13 protein-coding genes and 1 pseudogene are annotated in these 19,398 nt (G+C 72.8%); 3 read left to right on the top strand and 11 right to left on the bottom strand.

Annotated features, from left to right (window positions below; all coding sequences use genetic code 11):
- Positions 1–158 precede the first annotated feature (158 nt).
- A complete protein-coding gene (locus OV079_RS29745) occupies positions 159–2,831 on the bottom strand; it encodes a tetratricopeptide repeat protein (protein ID WP_267772350.1) in 2,673 nt (890 codons plus the stop codon).
- 4 nt (positions 2,832–2,835) lie between these two features.
- On the bottom strand, positions 2,836–3,660 hold the full coding sequence (locus OV079_RS29740; protein ID WP_267772349.1) for a dihydrolipoamide acetyltransferase: 825 nt from the start codon (positions 3,658–3,660) through the stop codon (positions 2,836–2,838).
- Positions 3,661–3,865: 205 nt separating this feature from the next.
- Here OV079_RS29740 and OV079_RS29735 point away from each other — a divergent pair, with 205 nt between their 5' ends.
- Positions 3,866–4,303: a hypothetical protein gene (locus tag OV079_RS29735; RefSeq protein WP_267772348.1), complete on the top strand. Its 438-nt coding sequence runs from the start codon at positions 3,866–3,868 to the stop codon at positions 4,301–4,303.
- Positions 4,304–4,637: 334 nt separating this feature from the next.
- Here OV079_RS29735 and metK read toward each other — a convergent pair whose 3' ends face one another.
- Positions 4,638–5,795, bottom strand: coding sequence for a methionine adenosyltransferase (metK, locus tag OV079_RS29730; RefSeq protein WP_267772347.1), 1,158 nt, complete (start codon positions 5,793–5,795; stop codon positions 4,638–4,640).
- Positions 5,796–5,979: 184 nt separating this feature from the next.
- Entirely contained in the window at positions 5,980–7,131 is a 1,152-nt protein-coding gene (locus tag OV079_RS29725; RefSeq protein WP_267772346.1) for a hypothetical protein, read from the bottom strand.
- Between the two features lie 78 nt (positions 7,132–7,209).
- Between OV079_RS29725 and hisD the strand changes: the two genes are divergently transcribed.
- Both hisD and OV079_RS29715 read left to right on the top strand, forming a co-directional pair.
- Positions 7,210–8,514, top strand: a complete 1,305-nt coding sequence (gene hisD / locus OV079_RS29720) for a histidinol dehydrogenase (protein WP_267772345.1) — start codon at positions 7,210–7,212, stop codon at positions 8,512–8,514.
- 30 nt (positions 8,515–8,544) lie between these two features.
- Positions 8,545–9,660 carry a pyridoxal phosphate-dependent aminotransferase gene (locus OV079_RS29715; protein WP_267772344.1) on the top strand — a complete coding sequence of 372 codons (1,116 nt, stop codon included), beginning with the start codon at positions 8,545–8,547 and terminating at the stop codon, positions 9,658–9,660.
- 88 nt (positions 9,661–9,748) lie between these two features.
- Here OV079_RS29715 and OV079_RS58825 read toward each other — a convergent pair whose 3' ends face one another.
- The 7 genes and pseudogenes from OV079_RS58825 to OV079_RS29685 form a co-directional block, all read right to left on the bottom strand.
- Complete coding sequence (locus OV079_RS58825) at positions 9,749–10,267, bottom strand: sensor histidine kinase (protein ID WP_420829548.1); 519 nt, start codon at positions 10,265–10,267, stop codon at positions 9,749–9,751.
- A gap of 175 nt (positions 10,268–10,442) precedes the next feature.
- Positions 10,443–12,536: pseudogene (locus tag OV079_RS29710) on the bottom strand (PAS domain S-box protein); the annotation flags it as partial.
- Between the two features lie 506 nt (positions 12,537–13,042).
- Positions 13,043–14,221, bottom strand: a complete 1,179-nt coding sequence (locus OV079_RS29705; protein WP_267772342.1) for a hypothetical protein — start codon at positions 14,219–14,221, stop codon at positions 13,043–13,045.
- Between the two features lie 465 nt (positions 14,222–14,686).
- Positions 14,687–15,832: a DUF7802 domain-containing protein gene (locus OV079_RS29700; protein WP_267772340.1), complete on the bottom strand. Its 1,146-nt coding sequence runs from the start codon at positions 15,830–15,832 to the stop codon at positions 14,687–14,689.
- Positions 15,833–15,916: 84 nt separating this feature from the next.
- Entirely contained in the window at positions 15,917–16,711 is a 795-nt protein-coding gene (locus tag OV079_RS29695; RefSeq protein WP_267772339.1) for a sterol desaturase family protein, read from the bottom strand.
- 2 nt (positions 16,712–16,713) lie between these two features.
- Positions 16,714–18,222, bottom strand: coding sequence for a Rieske 2Fe-2S domain-containing protein (locus tag OV079_RS56330; RefSeq protein WP_267772338.1), 1,509 nt, complete (start codon positions 18,220–18,222; stop codon positions 16,714–16,716).
- A 310-nt stretch (positions 18,223–18,532) separates the two neighbouring features.
- Positions 18,533–19,258 carry a hypothetical protein gene (locus OV079_RS29685; RefSeq protein WP_267772337.1) on the bottom strand — a complete coding sequence of 242 codons (726 nt, stop codon included), beginning with the start codon at positions 19,256–19,258 and terminating at the stop codon, positions 18,533–18,535.
- Positions 19,259–19,398 lie beyond the last annotated feature (140 nt).

Here is a 19,398-nt window from a genome sequence, read left to right as displayed (position 1 = left end):
CGCGCGAGAGTGACATGTCCCGAGGGTCATGTTTGAAAGAATATGTCTGGGAGGACAGGCGCTTCACCCGCTGACCTCCGCGGCGGCTTCACGGGCGCGCGAGCATGACATGTCCCGATGGGCATGTTTTAAAAGATATGTCTGGGAGGACAGGCGCTTCACTCGCTGTCCTCCAGCGCCTCGTTGACGGCGCGGTCGAGGTTCTTGACGCTGCGGTCGCGGGTGCGCTCGAGGTCGCGGGCCAGCTCGAGCTCGGCCTCCTTGGTGGCCCAGGCGACGTCGAGCAGGCCGACGTCGGCGCGGATCGTCCAGTAGCGGAGGTCGGCGGCGACGTCGCGGACGCCGGCGTGGACGGCCTCGGCGGCGGTGACGTCGGCGCGCGGGCGCAGGGCCTCGAGCTCGTCGCGGTAGCGGGTGAGGTTGTCGCGCTCCTCCTGGAGGACGACGACGGCGCGGGCGAGGCGGGCCTGGGCGGCGGCGCCGAGGCGCTTGCGGGCGGCGTCGAGGCGGATGAGCAGACGCTGGCGGCGTTGCCACTGCTCGCGCACGCCCTCGCCGCCGCCGCCGGGCCACAGGTTGCCGACGAGGACGTTGTGGGCGGCGATGGCGTCGCGGCGGGTGCCGGGCAGCGGGTCGGTGAAGCGGAGGGTGGCGCGGGCGGTCTGCAGGCCGCGGTGGGCCTCGGCGAGGCTGTCTTCCAGCGCGCCGAGCTCGCCGCGCAGGGCCGCGGCCTCCTGGAAGAACGGGCCCTGCGAGCCGCGGCGCGACGACTCGCGTTGGGCGTACTCGAGACCGTAGAGGCGCGCGCGCACGGCGGTGGTCTCGGCGCGGGCGGAGGCCAGCGGGTCGGCGAGCTCGGTGACGCGGCGGAGGTGCTTCGACGGCCGCTCGAACAGGGCGTCGACGGCGCGGCGCATGTCGGCGAGGCCGCGGGTCGGGCTGCGGCCGACGGCCGACAGCAGCGCCTCGCCGGCCTCGCCGAGGTCGCGGCCGGCGCGGTCGAGGGCCTGCCAGTGCGCGCCGAGGTCGGTAAACAGCAGCGCGCGCTCGGGCGAGGCGGCGGCGATCTCCATGCGCTCGAGCAGCGCCATCGTCTCGCGCAGCAGGTGCTCGGTCTCACCTGTCTCTCGGGCCAGGCGTTCGGCCTGCACCGCGCGCGGCAGGTTGCGGGCCAGCGGGATGGCGGCGCGCGGGACGAGGGTGTCGAGGCTGAAGTGGCGCGGGTCGGAGCGGATGACGGCGCCGACGTAGTCGAGGGCGTCGCTGCCGACGGCCAGGGCCGGGGCGACCGCCTTGTACTGGTCGTCGAAGTGGCGGCGCAGGGCGGCGAACTCGTCCTCGGCGGCCTTCCAGTTGCGGCGGCGGATCTGCAGCTTGCCGCGCAGCGACTTGGCCTCGGCCGCGGCGGCGCTGTGGGGCGTCTCGCGCAGCAGCTGGTCGAGCGCGGCGAGGGCGGCCTCGTGGCGGTCGGCGCGGAGCAGGGTCCAGGCGATCTCGTAGAGCGCCGAGGCGTACAGCGGCGAGGCGCGGCCGATCGAGCGGTACGACAGCAGCGCCGCGTCGTAGTCGCCGCGGTCGTGGAAGATGCGCGCGCGGGCCATCCACGCGAGCTCCCGGATCTCCTGCTCCGCCGCGCCGGGCAGGCTGCGGGTGGCGACGATCCGGTCGAAGCGGACGATCGCGTCGTCGAGGCGGCCGAGGGCGGCCGCGGCGGCGCCGGCGACGTAGGTCGCGCGCAGCAGGCTGCGCCAGGCCGGCGCGGATGTCCCGAGAGGCAGGTCGGCGGGGACGAGGCCGTCGAGCTCGACCAGCGCCTCGGCGTACTCCTTCGACAGGAACAGGAAGCGGCCCCAGGCGTAGCGCAGCTCGGCGATCCGCTGGTCGGGCGGGACGGCGGCGACCCAGCCGCGCAGGCGGGTGACGTCGAGCGCGCTGAGCTCGCTGCCGGGGCCGCGGTCGCCGTCGAGGCCGACCGACTGCATGCGCGCGCGCAGCTCGGGCATGACCGACAGGCCCTGCTTGCGCGCGTGTCCGCGGGCGCGCGCCGGGGCGGCGAGCTCGAGCAGGCGGGCGACGCTGCGCTGGTGGAGGCGGCGCGCCTCGGGGCCGGCGTCGGCGAGGGTCAGGGAGAAGCACTCGCTGGCCCACCGGCGCATGCGCAGCAGCAGCAGCGCCTCGCCGAGGTAGTAGCGGGCCTGGACCGCCGCCGGGGTGCCGGGGGCGTTCTCCAGCAGGTCGAGGAAGACGATCGCGGCGCCCTCGGCGTCGCCGCCCTCGAGCTGGACCTGACCGGCGACCAGGCGCTCGGCCAGGTCGGAGGCGCTCGGGCCGGCGGGGGTCGGCGTCACCTGCTCGGCGGCCTTGATCGCGTCCTCGGCGTCGCTGAGCAGGCGGGCCGCGTCGCCGCTGGGGGCCGCGTCGGCGGCCGGGGCCGCGACGCGCGGGCCGGGGGCGGCGAGCAGGGGTGACCGCAGGGCGGCGGGGAGCGGGGCGGCGGATGTCCGGAAGGACATGACGCCCGGGACAGGCGCGAGGGCGGCGGGGAGCGGGGCGGCGGATGTCCGGAAGGACATGATACCCGGGACAGGCGCGAGGGCGGCGGGGAGCGGGGCGGCGGATGTCCGGAAGGACATGACGCCCGGGACAGGCGCGAGGGCGGCCGGGAGCGGGGCGGCCGCGAGCAGGGCGAGCTCGGATGACCGCAGGGACATGCCGGAAGGGACAGGTGCGAAGAGACCTGCCCTCACGGGCATGTCCCATGGCGCAGCCGAGGCCGCCGCGGGGGCGAGCAGGGCGCAGGCCAGGGCCAGGCGGGCGAGGGCGCGCGACATGGCGTCACTTGGCGGGCGCGGCCGCAGGCTCGGCCTTGGCCGCGGGCTCGGCCCGGGTCTTGGCCGCGGCGGCGCCGTCTTGGCCGACGACCTGGAACTCGACGGCGGGGCGGTCCTTCATCTCGGTGGTGAGGTTGCCGCGCTCGTAGCCCTTGCTGACCAGCTTGAAGCTGCCGCCCTCGGTGACGTTGAAGTTATGGGTCTGCGGCGACTTGAAGGTGTAGCCGCGCAGGTAAGTGAAGACGCCGTAGCCCTGGCCCTGGTAGGTGAGCTCGACGCGGGCCTCGTGCGGGCCGGGCGGCAAGGTGCCGTCGAACACGAGGATCTCGTCCTCCGCGTCGAGGCCGCCCGACTCGTCGCTGCGGGCGAAGATCTGCGCGCCGTCGAGGGTGTAGACGATCCGCACCAGGCGAAAGCCGACGCCCATGAGGTTGCGGTGGGCCAGGACGACGCGGCCGCCGGCGGCGACGCCCGCCATGACCGTGTCCCGAAGGACAGCCAGCCGCGCCTTGCTGCGGAAGATCTTGTCCTTGAGGCTGTTGACCTCGGCCTCGATGCCGTCGAGCCGGTCGCCGTAGAGGTCGGAGGTCCGCGCGCTCGCGGCCGGGTCCTCGCCGAGCAGCCCGCCCTCGCTCTTGCTCGGGGTGGGGGTCTGCGCCGCCGGCTGGGTCGGTGCCGGATCGGCAGACGCAGGCGCCGCGGTCGGGGCCGCCGGGGCCGCTTCCTTGGGCTTCTTCGGGGCAGGTGCGGCGTGGGCCGACATGCCCGCGCCGGCGAGGGCGAAGATCAGTGCTGCTACGGAGAGCCGGCGCGACGGCGAGGCGACCATCGAAGACAGGCTACCAAGGCGCGTAAAACTGAGCCAGTCGGGAGACAATTCGCGGGGCTCCGAGGGTGCGTGGAGGATGAGGGCGGGATCGAACCAGCGGCGACCGCGCGTGGAGATCGTGCTGGAGTGATGAGTGAATCGCTCGTGGTGCGGCGACTCTGATGAGTAAGTGGCCAGTCGGCGGCGGTCCTGCTGAACTGGAGCGATGGACGAGCGGTACGAGCCGGACTGCCCCGATCCGCCGACCCAGGCCGTGCTCGACGCGGCGCTGGCCGGGACGACGCGGGTGCGCGTGTGGCCAGGGGGAGCGATCGGACGTCCCGAGGTGATGCTCGCGGAGCTGGAGGACGCCGCCGAGCTCGCGGCGCTGCGCGAGGCGCTGCAGATCGTCGAGGGCCCGGCCTGGAGCTGCCTGTGCTCCGGCGGGCCGACGATCGAGCTGTTCGCCGCCGACGGGCGCCCGATCGCGTCGTTGATGGTGCACAAGAAGGTGGTGCTGCGCACCGCGCTGTGGGACGGCGACGCGCCGCTCCGCGACCCCGCGGCGGTGTGGCGCTGGCTCGACCGCTTCGGCCTGTCCGCCGTGCTGGCGCGCCGCGAGGCGGAGCTGGAGCGGATGGTCGAGGCGTTGTTCGAGGATTGACGGCGTGACCGCCGTGCGAGCGCGAGAGGGCGGTGCTGTTCGGGGGGCTGGAGCGGACCTGATCGCAGCGGCGCCCGACTCGCGGTTCCATCGATAGGACCGGGTGCTCGCGCCGGGGGTCTTTCCGTGGCCGTTCGGACATGCGCGAAAGGACATGCTCGCTCGGCGGCCGCGGAGAGGTCTCGGCAGGGGCTCCTGTCGGTGAGCGAGAATGAACGGACATGCTCATGTGGACATGCTCTTAAGAGCATGTCCATTAAAACATGTCCGAAACGACGAAGCGCGACCGCGGCACGGGGCCGGGGTCGCGCTGCGGTCGGGAGCCGAGGGGGGCTCAGCGGGCGGCGGCGGCCGCGAGGGCCTCGGCGCGGTCGGTGCGCTCCCAGCTGAAGTCGGGCTCGCTGCGGCCGAAGTGGCCGTAGGCGGCGGTCTGGGCGTAGATCGGGCGCAGCAGGTCGAGCTCCTGGATCAGCTTGGCCGGGCGGGCGTCGAAGTGGGCCTCGACCAGCTGGGCCAGCTTCTCGTCGGGGAGCTTGCCGGTGCCGAAGGTGTCGACGGCGATGCTGACGGGGCGGGCGACGCCGATCGCGTAGGCCAGCTGGATCTCGGCGCGGCTGCACAGGCGCGAGGCGACCAGGTTCTTGGCGATGTAGCGGGCGTAGTAGGCGGCGCTGCGGTCGACCTTCGACGGGTCCTTGCCCGAGAAGGCGCCGCCGCCGTGACGGCCCATGCCGCCGTAGGTGTCGACGATGATCTTGCGGCCGGTGAGGCCGCTGTCGCCCATCGGCCCGCCGACGACGAAGCGGCCGGTCGGGTTGATGTGGAACTTGGTACGGGCGTCGAGCAGGTCGGCCGGGACGACCTTCTTGATCACGCTCTCCATGACGAACTCGCGCAGGTTGGCCTGCGAGACCTCGGCGCTGTGCTGGGTGCTGATGACGACGGTGTCGACGCGGACGGGGCGGCCGCCGTCGTACTCGACGGTGACCTGGCTCTTGCCGTCCGGGCGCAGGAAGCTGTTCTTGTCGGCGCGGCGGACCTCGGTCAGCTGACGGGTCAGCTTGTGCGCGAGGCTGATCGGCATCGGCATCAGCTCGTCGGTCTCGGTGCAGGCGTAGCCGAACATCATGCCCTGGTCGCCGGCGCCCTGCTCCTTCTCGCTGCCCTCGTCGACGCCCATGGCGATGTCGGGGCTCTGACCCTCGATGGCGACGAGCACGCCGCAGCTGTCGGCGTCGAAGCCCATGTCGGAGCTGGTGTAGCCGATGGTGCGGACGGTGGCGCGCACGATCCGCGGGATGTCGACGTAGGTGCTGGTGGTGATCTCGCCGGCGACGTTCACGTAGCCCGTCTTCACCAGCGACTCACAAGCGACGCGCGCGCGGGGGTCCTGGGCGAGGATCGCGTCCAAGATCGAGTCGCTGATCTTGTCGCACATCTTGTCGGGGTGACCTTCGGTGACGGACTCACTGGTGAACAGTCGGCTTGCCATTTTGACTCTCGGTGCCGTGAACGGCGGTTGACGTAAGGATGGGCACCCGCGGGCGCGGCGCGAGCATATGCGCGCCTTTTGCGCAGGGCAAGCGCTTTGCGGCCCATTCGCGACGATCTCACGCGGCCCGGCTCCGCCGATCACGCGACTCGTGGTTCAACCCTCACACGCCCGCGACGAAGCGTCACGGTGCACCAGGCACGCCCCAGGGCGTCGGTTCGGGCACGAGGCGCAGGTTCAGCGTGAAGGCCGGGTCGCGTTCGCTGTCGGGCGGCAACTCGATGAACAGATAGGGCGCGACGCCGGCGGCGCGCAGGCTCCCGAGTCGACCGATCACGACCTGCGCGGGGGCGCCGGTGCCGGCCGCGCACGCCAGTTCGTCGGTGGCGAGGCAGCCGGGCGCGCGCACTGCGAGGCCGACGTCCGGACGGCTGACCGTGATCTCGAGCGCTCGCGCCGGTGGTGCGGCCGGCAGGTCGAGCTGCAGGACCCGCTCGCGCAGGCCGGCGCCGCCGCACGTATGGGCGTGGGCGTCGGTCTGCGGCAAGGCCGGGTCGACGACCAGCGCGGCCTCGCCGCCTTCGCTCAGCACCACCGGCGTGTGCAGGGCGGTGCTGCAGGTGTCGGCCGGCAAGGTCGTACATTCGGGCGCGTCGCCGGGGGCGCTGGCCATGCACAGGGTGCCGGCGACGCAGCGCCCGCGCGAGGCGGGCTCGCACACCTCGCCGGCGCCCAAGACCCGGGTCAGGCCGATCTCGAGGTCGTAGCTCAGCGGGTCGGGGGCGTCCTCGGGGGCTGGCTTTTGGTTCAGGTCCGAAAAGACAGCCGGGTCGATGCCGACGGCGAGGCGCAGGACGGTGCCGGCGGCCAGGTCCTGCAGCGCGAGCGGAGCGTCGACGGCGCAGGCGATCTCGCGCCCGCCGAGGCAGTCGTCCGGGGCGAACGAGAGCCGCGGGGCGAAGCCGACGCCGCGGGCCGCGACGGTCAGATCGGCGCGCACCGGGACCTCGACGCGCAAGAAGCCGTCGGCCCCGCCGCCCCCGCAGACGCCGCGGATCGCCTCGTCGGCCGTCATGGTCCGCAGGTTGCCGCGGTAGCGCCCGTGCGACACCAGCAGGGCCTCGGCGCAGGCGTCGGCCGGCGCAGGCGCCTCGGCCCACACGCCGGTGGTGGTGCTGTCCTCGGTGGCGGCGCCCTCGGTCGTCTCCGCGCCCGGGGCGGTGCAGCCGACGTGCGCGAGCGTGAGCGCCAGCCCGAGCCCGGCCGCCACCGGCACGCGGAGGCCGGCGCGGGCAGGCGCGAGGACGCGAGCTGTGCGGTGCGCGGCGGGCGACATCTGCGCAGCAGACAGGATAACCAAGAACCGGGCGGGTTTCACTTCCGTCAGGGCCGTGAGCGCTGTACCTTGCGAGCCATGCGAGACCTCGGCTTTCGCACGCTCGACCTCCGCGGCGGGGGTAGGGCCGAGGACCCGTCGACCTGGCGGGGCCTCTGCTCCCGCGCGGCAGGGCTCGAAGGCGAGGCCGACGCGGCCGCGCGCGCAATCATCGCGGACGTGCGGGCGCGCGGCGACGCGGCGGTCTGCGAGCTCACGAGCCGCTTCGAGCAGCGCACGCTGACGCCGGAGCAGTTCGAGATCTCCCGCGAGGCGCGGGCGGAGGCGGCCGCGCGCGTGTCGCCCGACCTGCGCGCCGCCCTGGTCACCGCGGCCCACGGGATCCGCGTGTTCCACGAGACGCAGGCCCACGCCGACACCGGCCTCGAGATCGAAGATGTCTCTTTGTACAGCCGCGTCGCGCCGCTGCGCCGGGTCGCCGTGTATGCGCCGGGCGGCACGGCGGCCTATCCGTCGTCGGTGTTGATGGCCGGGATCCCGGCCAAGGTCGCCGGCGTGCCGGAGGTGATCCTGGTGACGCCGCGGGCGCCCGACGTGGTGCTGCTGGCGGCCGAGATCGCGGAGGTCGACCGGGTGTTCCAGATCGGCGGGGCGCAGGCGATCGCCGCGCTGGCGCTGGGGACGGCGACGGTGCCCCGGGTCGACAAGATCGTCGGGCCCGGCAACGCCTACGTCACCGCGGCCAAGCGCCAGGTGTTCGGGCTGTGTGCGATCGACGGGATCGCCGGGCCGAGCGAGATCGTGGTCGTCGCCGACGCGACCGCCGACCCCGAGCTGGTCGCGGCCGACCTCATCGCCCAGGCCGAGCACGACGTGCTGGCCTGCGCGATCCTCATCACCGACAGCGAGCCGCTGGTGCCCGCCGTGATCGCGGCGCTGACCCGCCAGCTCGGCGACCTGCCGCGGGCCGAGATCGCCTCGCAGGCGCTGCGCGAGCACGGGGCCGCGGTGCTGGTCGACGACGTCGCGGCGATGGTCGCCGCCGTCAACGCCTACGCGCCCGAGCACGTCGAGCTGCTGCTCGCCGACGCCGACGCGGTGGCGAAGCAGATCACCTCGGCCGGGGCGATCTTCGTCGGGGCGTTCACGCCCGAGGCCGCCGGCGACTACACGGCCGGCCCCAGCCACGTGCTCCCGACGGCCGGCGCGGCCCGCTTCGCCTCGCCGCTCGGGGTGTGGGACTTCGTCAAGCACACCAGCGTGCTGCGGCTCGGCCGCGACGCGCTGGCCGCCCAGGCGCCGGCGATCGCGCGCCTGGCCCGAGCCGAGGGGCTCGAGGGCCACGCACGCGCGGCGGAGCTGCGGCTGCGCGAAACGACATAGCTTTCAAGACATGACGCGGAGGACATGTTCATGACGACATCTGAGTGGACTCGCCACCTGCGGCCCGCGCTGGCGGGACTCGACGTTTACGACATCGAGCCGGTACCGGTGAAGGCGCGCTTGGCGGCGAACGAGCTGGCGGAGCCGTGGCCCATGGAGGTGGTGCAGGAGGTCGGCAAGCGAGTGGCCCAGCTCGAGCTGAACCGCTACCCCGACACGTCCGGGCGCAAGCTGCGGGCGCTGCTGGCCCAGCGCCACGCGGTCGACCCGGAGGCGGTGGTGCTCGGGTGCGGCAGCGACGAACTGATCGGCTTCCTGCTGACCGCGCTGGGCGGGCGGCCGAGCGAGCCGAGCTTCATCGTCGTGCCGACGCCGACCTTCCAGATGTACGGCCATGCGGCCCGCTGCCGCGGGATCGGCGTGCTCGAGGTGCCGCTCACCGAGGAGCTCGAGCTCGACGAGACGTTGATGCACGAGGCGCTCGGGGTGGCCACCGGCGCGGCGCTGTGCTTCCTGGCCCGCCCGAACAACCCGACCAGCAGCCTGTGGGACGCGGCGGTCATCGAGCGGCTGATCGCGCAGCACCCGGCGACGGTGTTCGTGCTCGACGAGGCCTACATCTCGTACGCGCCGGGGGCGACGCTGTGGCGGCAGGGCCTGCCCGACAACGTCGTGTACATGTCGACGCTGTCGAAGATCGGGCTGGCGGCGCTGCGGATCGGCTACCTCGTGGCCCCGCCGGCGCTGCGCCGGCCGCTCAACGTGGTCCGCAACCCGTACAACGTGTCGGCCACCAGCCAGGCGATCGCCGAGCTGGTGCTGACCAAGTTCGACGGCGTGCAGAAGGCGATGCTGACCCGCAGCCTCGCGGCCCGCCAGAAGCTGGTCGGGCTGCTGGAGAAGATCCCCAAGGCCAGGGTGTTCCCGGCCCACGCCAACTTCGCGGTGGTCCGCCTCGACCCCGCCGGCGAGGCCGCCCGCGTCGCCGAGGCCCTCGCCCAGCGCGGGATCCTCGTCAAGGACGCCTCGGCCCTGCCGCGCCTGGCCGGCTGCCTGCGCGTCGGCGTCGGCACCAACGCCGAGCTCGACCTGCTCGGCAAGGCGCTCGCCGAGGTGATCCCCGGCTACCCCGCCGCGGCGACCTGAGCCGGGTCGAAGGGACATGCGCGAAGGGACATGCCCCCGGGGGCATGTCCCTTGCACATGCCCCCGAGAACATGCTCGAAGGGCCCGCTCACTCGCGCGGCGGCTCGCGCGGCAGCAGGCAGTGGAAGCTGGTGGTCTCGCCGGGGGCGCTCTCGACCCACATGCGGCCGCCGTGGGCCTCGACGATGCCGCGCGAGATGTAGAGGCCGAGGCCGAGGCCGGGGACGGGGCCCTCGCGGGCCTCGCGGGTGCGGGCGAACCGACAGAACAGCGAGCGCTGCTGGTCGGGCGCGATGCCGGCCCCGTGGTTGACGACGGCGAGCTCGACCGCGCCCTCGCGCGGGCCGACGTCGACGCGGATCTCCCGGCCCGGCTCGCCGTACTTCACGGCGTTCGACAGCAAGTTGTCCAGGACCTGGTGGATCCGGTCGGGGTCGACCCACGCCGGCTGCGCGCCCTCGGCGACCACGCGGATCGGCGCGCCGGGCAAGGTCTCGCGCGCCTGCTCGACCGCGCCGGCGGCCAGGGCCGCGAGGTCGACGACGCGCGGCTGGACGGTCAGGCGGCGCGACTCGATGCGCGAGGCGTCGAGCAGGTCGTCGATCATGCGGTCGAGCCGGCGGCCGGCGGTCTTGATCCGCTCGAGGCCGCGGAGGGTCCGCTCCGGGGGCGCCCGGGAGGCCGCGCAGGAGCGCCTCGACGGTCAGCTCGACGACGGCGACCGGCTGCCGCAGGTCGTGCGCGACCACGGAGGTCCACTCCTCGCGCAGGCGCTCGAGCTCCTTGAGCGCGCTGATGTCCTGGAACACGATCGCGGCGCCGGCAGGCTCGCCGACGGTGACGAGCGGGGTGGCGCTGACGAGGACCGGGAGGACGCGGCCGTCGGGGCCGACGATGACGTACTCGACGCCGACGAGGGCCTCGCCGCGCAGCGCGCGGTTCGCCGGCGTGCGCTCGAACGGCACCGGCGCGCCGGAGGGCTCGCGGACGTCGTAGAGGCGATCCTCGGGGTGGCCGACGAGCCCCGAGCGACGAGCGAGGGCGGCGGCGACGCGGTTGCGCAGGACGATGGTGCTCTCGCTGTCGACGACGATGACGCCCTCGGGCAGCTGGTCGAGGACGGTCTGCAGCCAGGCGCGCTGGAAGGCCTCGCCGACGTAGCGGGTGGCGATCTCGATCGCCGCGCCGGCGCGGGCGGCCAGCAGCTCGATGAGGCGCTGGTCCTGGACCGAGAACTCGTCGGCGCCGATCTTGTCGGCCAGGAACAAGTTGCCGACCGAGCGGCCGTGGAAGCGGATCGGGACGCCGAGGAAGCTGCGCATGTCCGGATGGCCAGGCGGGAACCCGCCGAAGGCGGGGTGCCGGTGCAGGTCGCGGGTGCGGATGATGCGGTTGTCGCGGGCGACCGCGCCGAGCAGGCCGATCGGCCGCGGGTTGCGGGCGATCCGGCGAGCCACTTCGTCCGAGACGCCGAGGGCGATCCACGGGTCGAAGGGGACCGCGGGGTCGGTGCCGATGCCGAGGCCGACGTAGCGCGCGTCCGTCAGGGTCTGGGCCTGGCGCGCGATGACCTGCAGCACCGTGGCGAGGTCGGAGCGCGGCAGGTCGGCGACCGCCTCGGACACCGCCGCGGCGGCGCGCGTGAGGTCCTCGAGCTCGCCGCGGAGCCGCCGCTCGGCGTCGTGGGCCCGCCGCAGCGCCTCGTCGGCGCGCTTGCGCAGGGTGATGTCCTGGGCGGTGCCGATCCCGCGCAGCGGGACGCCGGCGCCGTCGAGGTCGACCTCGGCCTGCTCGCGGATCCACTTCACCTCGCCGTCGACGACGATCCGGTGCTCGACGTCGAAGGGCGCGCCGGCCAGGGCGGCCTGCCACGCGCGGTCGACGTGCGCGCGGTCGTCCGGGTGCAGCAGGTCGAGGAAGCCGTGATAGGTGAGCGTGGTGCCGCGCGGGACGCCGAAGATCCGGTAGGTCTCGTCGCTCCACTGCACCTCGTCGCGCCGCAGGTCGAGCCGCCAGCTGCCGACGCCGGCGACGGACTGGGCGCGATCGAGGTCGGACTGCCGCTCGCGCAGGGCCTCCTCGACGCGCCGGCGCGCGGAGACGTCGCGGACGAAGGCCTGCCAGCGGCCGTCGGTGAGCAGTCTGGCGCGGAGCTCGACCGGCAGCCGGGTGCCGTCCTTGCGCCGCACGCTCGACTCGAAGGCGGCGGGCAAGCCGCGCAGGAGGTCGGCGGGATCGGTGGCGTCGAGGGAGAGCAGGTCGAGCAAGGTCAGGCCCAGCAGCTCGTCGCGCGAGTAGCCGAGCATGTGACAGACGGCGTGGTTGACCTCGGTGAGGCGACCTTCGAGGTCGGCGATGAGGACGCCGTCGGGCGCCTGCTGGATCAGAGAGGTGGCGAGGTGCCGAGTGGCGTCGGCGACGGCGCGCTCGGCCCGGCGCAGGCGCTCGTGGAAGGCGCTGACGGCGACGCCCATGCCGACGAACACGGTCATCGGCAGGAGCGCGGCCGGGTCGTGCTTGACGAGCTGCTGCGCGGGCGGGACGAAGAACCACCACACCAGGACCGCCGAGAGGGCGGTGGTGCTCAGGCCGGCGCGCAGGCCCGCGAGCGCGCCGGCAGTGAAGACGGCAGGGTAGAAGAAGAGGAACCAGGTGCGCGGGATGAGGCGCCAGAGCAGCAGCTGAAGGACGAGCGCGAGGAACGGGAGCGCGAGCGAGACGAGCAGGCGCGAGGAGTGAGGACGGGGCGTCGCGGATGGGCCCGCGGGCGCGACCGCGTGGGAGCTCCGCGAGCCGCGAGGAGCGGCGGGTGCGTCGCCGAGCTCTCCCCGCCCGTCCGTGCTGTCGTGCTCGTCGGCGGCGCCGCGGCTCACCATGAGCGAAGGTGTGAACCCGGTGACGCGCGAGCGCCCGGACGGCGATGCGTGCGCGGGCGGTGTCGCGTTCCGCGGGCGCGCCGCCGGGGGTGCTGCGGCGGAGAGAGGGTCGGTGCGCGGGGATCGTGGAGCGGCCGAGCCGCGGGGGAAGGCTGTCGCGGGACGGCGGCCTGCCGGGAGGGGCGGCGGTCGTCGGCGCCGGGCGGCCGCGGGCGCGCCGGCCCGCCCGCAGGGGACCGAGGGCGACGGCCCTGGCCGAACCGACCCCGGGGAGCGCGGAGGGGATGATGGTGTCCAAAAGGACATGTTCTCGAGGTCATGTTCTTCGGGGGAGCGTCGAGCCGCGCGCTTCACCGGAGCGCGAGGAGGGCGTTCCCCAGGATCTGCGAGAGGTCCATCTCATGCCCTCGAGGGCGTGTCCGCGGAGTTCACGTCGCGCTCCACCGCGGCGCGCGAGTCGAGGCCTCGAGAAACGGGCAGGAGTTTATGTCCGGGAGGACATGCTCTCAGGAGCACGTCGCTCGCGAGCTCGCGCGCCGCGGTCGCGGGCGCCGGCGGAGCATGATGAAGAGTGTCCCCAGGGACATGGCGAAGAGGCCGTGCCCTTCGCGGCTCGCCGCGCAGCCGCAGCCTTCGTCGGCGGTCGGCAGCAGGTCGGGGAGGCTGGAGTCGGGGGTGGCAGTAACGACGCGGGCGAACGCGCGGGGGTTGCCAGCCAGGTCGTAGGAGACCAGGACGAAGTTGTAGGCGGTGCCGTTGGTCAGGCCGCCGACGACGACCGAGTCGTCGCTGAAGTCGACGTGCGCGCTGCAGACGTGGTCCCACGCGAGGGCGTGGAGGCCGGGGCCGACGCGCAGGCGGCAGTCTCGGTCGCACAGGCCGCCGGGGTCGTTGTCGGGGCCGTCGTCGCAGGCCTCGCCGGCCTCGAGCAAGCCGTTGCCGCAGGTGTCGGGGTCGGTGGCTGCGGCGGGCTCGAGACGGACGGTCGAAAACGGGTGGTCGCCGCACAGGTTTCCGGCGGTGAAGTAGTGGGTGCCGTCGTGCTCGGCGGTGAGGTCGGGCGGCGCGAACGCGTGGCCCGGGGCGGCGCCCCCGTCGGCCTCCTCGCACAGCACGCGGAAGCCGGCGATGTCGCCGGCGCCCGGCGGCTCCCAGCGCAGCAGGACGGCGCCGTTCCCTGGCTCGACGGACAGGTCGATCGGCTGCATGAGCGGCGGCTCGTAGTCGAAGGCGAGCGGGGCGATGCCCGACAGGAGGGACAGGGCGTCGTCGGGGGCGACGAAGAATTCGCTCTCCTGGCAGTTCGGAGTGTTGTTCTCATGCGGCATGCACATCCACAGGCCGGCCTCGCCCGCGCCGTCGCAGCCGCTGGCGAGCCACGCGTCGGCCTCGTCGGTGAGGCGAGTGGGAGTCATGGGCACGAGCCCGTGGGCCAGGAAGGCCGGGTGGAAGGCGGCGCGGATGCCCGGGACGTAGGTGGCGACGAGCTCCACGGCGAGCTGGCCGCAGCGGGCGTATTCGCCGGTGAAACTCGTCTCGGCGACCGCGCACTCCTGGCCGATCATGGCCTGGAGTTGTTGCGCGAGGTCGGCCGGGGGTCGAGTCATCCGGATGTCCGCGCCGACCTGCTGGCCGCACTCGCAGCGGGCGCGGTTCAGGAACTGTCGGTGATCGCGATCTGTCATCGGCCTGATCACTTCGCCGGCATCGTCGGTCACGTGCCAGGCGACGCTGAAATCGGACGGCTCGGGCAGCTCGGCGCGCGCTGCCGGCGAGGCAGGGGGAGGCGAGCAGGACGGATAGCGGGAAAAGGCGCGAGCGATACGGCGCGTCGAACATGACTGTCGAACTTTGCCGGCTTCGCGGTTGTTCCGCGAGCGCGTGTGCGACAGAAGGACGGGGAGGGGGTAGGCGGCCGTCCGAGCGACGGGCGGGCGAAGCTCCCAGAGCTCCATGCGCGTCGCTCGGACCCGTGCCTCGCCTCGGCTCGTTTGTCGGCGAGCCTCACGCGGTGTGCGAGCGAACGGCGGCCGGGTCGGCGGGGCTCGCCCATCTCTCCCGGGGCGGGCGGTGGACATGTCTTCATGGACATGTCTTATGAGGCATGATCACCGACGGGCCCTGCTCGCACACCGGCGAGCCCCGTGAACTCAGCGGCGACGGCGGCGCAGCGGGCCGAGGAGGAACGAGTAGAGGGCGATGCCGGCGAGGCCGAGGCCGGACACGCCGGCGAGCCACTTTGCATAGTCGGTGTGCGGGCGGCCGGTGACGGTGTACCACTCGTCGCCGTCGTCGGGCAGCTTGACGGCCGTGAACGAGAAGTCCTCGTCGAAGTCCTCGGCGCACAGGTACAGCCAGCGCGTGTGGCCGGTGATGTCGGTGGCCTCCACGTGGCACTTGCCGTACGTCTGGTGCATGCTCGTGCTGACGTGGGTCTCGGGGGTGAAGGCCGCCATGATCACGGCCAGGCTGGTGAAGTAGAGGACCACCGCGGCGTGGAGGATCCGGTCGGCGCGGCGCGGCTCGGCCGGGTTCGCCTGCTTGCTGCCGCGCCAGAGGAGCAGGCCGTAGACGGCGATCACGGTGACGAGGCCGATCGGCCCCGGGACGCCGCCGTCGAGCTGCTGGAGGACGTTGAGCTGCAGCATCATCAGCAGCGTGCTGAGGCCGCACACCAGCGCGAGGCCCTTGGCGACCGTCTTGCCGGAGACGCCGGGGTCGCGGTCGGTGGCCTTGCCGAGCAGCCACGAGAAGGCGGCGACGAAGGTGATGACCCACATGGTGCTGCCGATCGGGGCGCCCAGGATTCGGCTGGCGATCGGGGCGTCGCTGTCGTGCCAGGTCCACCACAGGAACTTGGCGCCGGTGATGTCGTAGGGGGCGTAGAACAGGCTGCCGGCCAGGCCGGTGAGGGCGGCGCGGGCCAGCGGCGGCAGGCCGAGGCGCCACACCGACACCGTCGGGAAGTACATGAAGCAGACGTAGACGCAGGGGATGTACAGCGGCAGGCGCGGGGTGATCATGATCGTGCCCTGCGCCTGCCAGAAGTTGTCGACCAGCGGCAGGGCCATGAAGATCATGTCGTTGGCGGTGCCGGCCAGCAGCGCGCCGAACCACGCGAGCAAGTGCTTGCGCCGCTCGGCGCCCTGCTTCCACGCGTGCGTGAAGGCCAGCGCGGCGCAGGCGTAGAACAGGTACTCGCCGAGCAGGAACGACGGCATCACCGACCACTGGTCGGCGGGGCTGGAGAAGACGTGCCAGGGGAGGTGCGGGGCGAGGTCCCAGGGGGCGTGCATGCGGTGCCGATCGGGGCGAGGAGAGTCGCGCGGACGCGGTCGTCGGGGAGATCCGCGGCGCACGAGGTCGCCGCGGCGGATGGATTACTTGTAGCTGACGAAGTCGTCGTCGCTGCTGCCGCCGGAGCCTCTACCGCCGTAGACGTCGGCGCCGTAGCGGCGGTTCTTGCGGCGCAAAGTGCCGTGCAGGCGGTCCCACAGCAGCAGGCACTGGCCGAAGTTGCAGTGGAAGTGGGCGTGGTGATCGTCGTGGAAGCTGGTCGGGCCCTGCCACGGCCAGCGCGAGCTCAGCTTCACGCCCGAGTGGTCGATGATGTTGAAGACGAGGATGTAGACGAAGACGGCGATCGCGGTGCCGAAGTAGATCGGCAGGAAGAACATCGGGATGAAGGTGACGGCCTGGAAGGTCAAGAACTCGACCGGGTGCATGGCCGTGACCACGAACGGGGTGGTGGCGACGTAGCGGTGGTGCCACGAGTGGATCTGGCGGAACACCAGCTTGTGGTGCATCGCCCGGTGGGCGTAGTAGGCCAGCAGGTCGACCAGCAGGAAGAAGGCGACGCTGCTGAACAGGAACCACGCCCAGCCGCGCTCGGCGAAGTCGAAGTAGAGGCCGGTCGGCAGGCCGCGGTCCAGGCTCCAGATGAAGGTGCCCGACAACAGGCCGCCGACCGTCATGTTCATGGTCGTCAGCCGCATCGCCTGCCGCTGCTGCTCGGGCCGGAGCCAGCGCCTCGGCTGGCACTTCCAGGTCTCGGGCTCGTGGCGACGGAGGACGTAGTAGCGGAGGTGGTAGTAACCGGCGACGCCCCAGACGATGACGAGGCCGCCGACGATCGACCAGAACGCGAGGACGAGCCAGCGAAAGAACTCGTCCATGTTCACACCGCGGCTTCGAGGGGGAACAGGCGCTGCATCTTCATCGCCAGGCGCACGGGGCCGCGCAGCCGGCCGCGGCCGGTCGAGAAGGCGCGGGCGCCGTTGAGCTCGCCGTTGATCATGAGCAGGTAGTCCTCGGCCGACATCTCGATGGTGATCGTCGGCGCGGGGTGCGTGCCGGCGACCCGCTGGACGCTGCCGCCCTTGATCTCGGCGAAGTAGGCGCAGGCCTTGTCGCCGGTGAGCACCCACTGGATGACGGCCTGCAGGTCGCCGGCGGCCGCCGGGTCGAAGCGCCGCTCCAGGGTCTCGAAGTAGTCGCCGACCGAGGCGAACTTGCTGGTGACCGCGACGGCCCGCGGCTTGCGCGGGCCGAGGTCGATCAGGTGGGCGTCGAGGCCGGCGTCGTTGTTGTTGCTGTCGTGGCCGTTGGCGCCGCCGTTGCTGTTGGCGGCCGGGGCCTGGGCCAGGGTGCGCAGCCAGCCCTTGAGCTTGCCGAGCGCGGTGGTCGGCGCGGCGGCGGCCGCAGGCGCGGCGGTCGGCTGAGCGGCTGCGGCCTCGGGGTAGTCGTAGAACTGGCGGCACCAGCGGCGGTAGCGACCGATCGGGCCGTCGCCGCCGGCGAGCATCGGCTTGTCGAGGTAGGCCTTGTTCTCCCAGATCGGGAAGTCCTTGGGGAAGTCGACCAGGAACGCCTTGTAGAAGATGTCCTCGATCTCGCGGGTGTAGCCCTCGTCGGCCATCTGCTTGATGTTGCTGACGCCGAAGATGGCGATCGTGTCCTCGTCGATCGGGGTCGGGTAGATGCGCTGGCGCGTGCGCATGTCCGAGGTCAGCACGGTGGTCATCGAGACGATGTGGCCGATGCCGTACAGCTTGACGTCGAGCTGGACGTCGTTGAACTCGTCGGGCATGTCGATCGGCGCGCCCGAGGCCTCCATGTGGAGGACGACGCGCATGAAGTGGCCCTCCTGCTCGACCGAGAGCACGTCGGTGCGGCCGACGTGGTGGACCGGGCCGAGGTGCGAGCAGTCGACGGTGTTCTCGGCGACCTCCTGCGGGTGCGAGCGCACGACCCATCGCACCGTCTTGTTGCCGGTCCAGCCCTCCTCGTCGAGCACCGGGACCTCGTAGGCCGGGGCCTCGCCCTTGGGGCAGTACCAGGCCAGGATCACGCCGTTCTGCTCGCGGATGTGCCAGGTCTTGACCGCGGCCTTGGGCGGGATCTTCGGGGCGTAGGGCACGTCGACGCACACACCGTCGGTGCGAAAGCCCCAGTCGTGGAACGGGCAGCGCAGGCACTCGCCCTTGACGTGGCCGCCGCCGAGGTGCGCGCCGAGGTGCGGGCAGACCTTGTCGACCGCCGACAGCACGCCCGATTCGGTGCGGAACACGACGATGTCCTGGCCGAAGTATCGGAGGGTCTTGACCTGCCCGGGAGCGATGTCCTCGGGGAAGCCGATGACGAACCAACCACGCGGAAACGAAGGGAAAGGAAAACGAGCGCCCACGGCCGCACACGGTACCGGCGCGTGTCTCGCGAATCAACGAGGGGGGACTCCGGGTATTGGGCGTGGGCCCGGACCCCCAGCCGCGAGTCGATAACTGCCGCTGCGGCAGCATGGCTCGCGGCGCTCGCGGCCCTGTGGGCTCGGACGCTCACGGGCGGCGCTCGTGGACCGCTCGCTCTCGCGGGGGCCGGCGACGTCCGCCGCCCTGACGCGAGCGAGGGGCGCGTTCGCACATGTACAAAGGGCCAGGTCTCGAAAGACCTGGCCCCAAAAACATGGCTGAAAGGTCCGGCGCGGACCGGGCGGCTGTTCAGGCGCGGAGCCAGCGGGCGAGCGGGCGGGCGAACGCGAGGGGGACGAGCAGCATGAGCGAGGCGAGCAGGGCGAAGCCGGGCCCGTGGAGGATCAGGCTGCCGCTCGGGGTGGTGAGGAAGTAGCCGTGGGTGGGCGCGCCGAACAGGCCGAGGCCGTCGCCCAGGGCGATCGCGCCCGCGCCGGCCGCCGCGAACAGGCCCCACGTGCGCCCGCGGACGAGGCCGACCAGGGCGGCGACGCCGAGCGCCAGGGCGGTCAGGTGCAGGGCGTCCTGGCGCGGGGCGAGGGTGAAGAGGATGAGGAAGGGCAGCGACATGCCCGCCGACTTGATCGAGCGGCGCAGGAGGATCAGCGACTCCTCCTGGAAGTTGTAGCGCTCGACGCACGCCTCGCTCCGCTCGTAGCGGGCCGCCATGCCCTCGCCGCCGAGGAACAGCGCGACCAGGACGTGCGAGATGCCGAACACCAGCAGCGACGGCTCGGGCCCGGTCTGCGGCAGCGCCAGCAGCGAGAACGCCCCGAACTGGCCGAGGCCGATGGCAAACCACCGGGCCCAGAACCACTCGGCGGCGACGCCGACGAAGGCCACCCCGTAGACCGCGGCCAGCGCGGCGTAGCAGGCGTACAGGTCCTCCGGGCCCACCAGGGCGACGAGCAGGAAATTCCAGAAGTAGAGGCTCAGCAGGAGGAGGGAGATCGCGCGTCGGATGCCGAGAAACATGGTGGAGTGTCGCAAAGCCTACGCCCGCCCGGGGGCCGGCGCAACGACGGCGGAGGCGCGCGCGCGGCCCCGGCTGCAGCGCGGCTCCAGGCGGGCGCCGGCGGGGGGCGAAAGGCTGTCTCTTCGGACATGTCGGCGGC

Source organism: Nannocystis pusilla, from assembly GCF_026626665.1.
GTDB lineage: Bacteria > Myxococcota_A > Polyangia > Nannocystales > Nannocystaceae > Nannocystis > Nannocystis pusilla.
This window is presented reverse-complemented; position numbering and strand designations above follow the sequence as displayed.

Coding starts and splice junctions, on each gene's coding strand:
- OV079_RS29745 (WP_267772350.1), bottom strand. CDS start 2,831: ATGTCGCGCGCCCTCGCCCGCCTGGCCCTGGCCTGCGCCCTGCTCGCC.
- OV079_RS29740 (WP_267772349.1), bottom strand. CDS start 3,660: ATGGTCGCCTCGCCGTCGCGCCGGCTCTCCGTAGCAGCACTGATCTTC.
- OV079_RS29735 (WP_267772348.1), top strand. CDS start 3,866: ATGGACGAGCGGTACGAGCCGGACTGCCCCGATCCGCCGACCCAGGCC.
- metK (WP_267772347.1), bottom strand. CDS start 5,795: ATGGCAAGCCGACTGTTCACCAGTGAGTCCGTCACCGAAGGTCACCCC.
- OV079_RS29725 (WP_267772346.1), bottom strand. CDS start 7,131: ATGTCGCCCGCCGCGCACCGCACAGCTCGCGTCCTCGCGCCTGCCCGC.
- hisD (WP_267772345.1), top strand. CDS start 7,210: ATGCGAGACCTCGGCTTTCGCACGCTCGACCTCCGCGGCGGGGGTAGG.
- OV079_RS29715 (WP_267772344.1), top strand. CDS start 8,545: ATGACGACATCTGAGTGGACTCGCCACCTGCGGCCCGCGCTGGCGGGA.
- OV079_RS58825 (WP_420829548.1), bottom strand. CDS start 10,267: ATGATCGACGACCTGCTCGACGCCTCGCGCATCGAGTCGCGCCGCCTG.
- OV079_RS29705 (WP_267772342.1), bottom strand. CDS start 14,221: ATGACAGATCGCGATCACCGACAGTTCCTGAACCGCGCCCGCTGCGAG.
- OV079_RS29700 (WP_267772340.1), bottom strand. CDS start 15,832: ATGCACGCCCCCTGGGACCTCGCCCCGCACCTCCCCTGGCACGTCTTC.
- OV079_RS29695 (WP_267772339.1), bottom strand. CDS start 16,711: ATGGACGAGTTCTTTCGCTGGCTCGTCCTCGCGTTCTGGTCGATCGTC.
- OV079_RS29685 (WP_267772337.1), bottom strand. CDS start 19,258: ATGTTTCTCGGCATCCGACGCGCGATCTCCCTCCTCCTGCTGAGCCTC.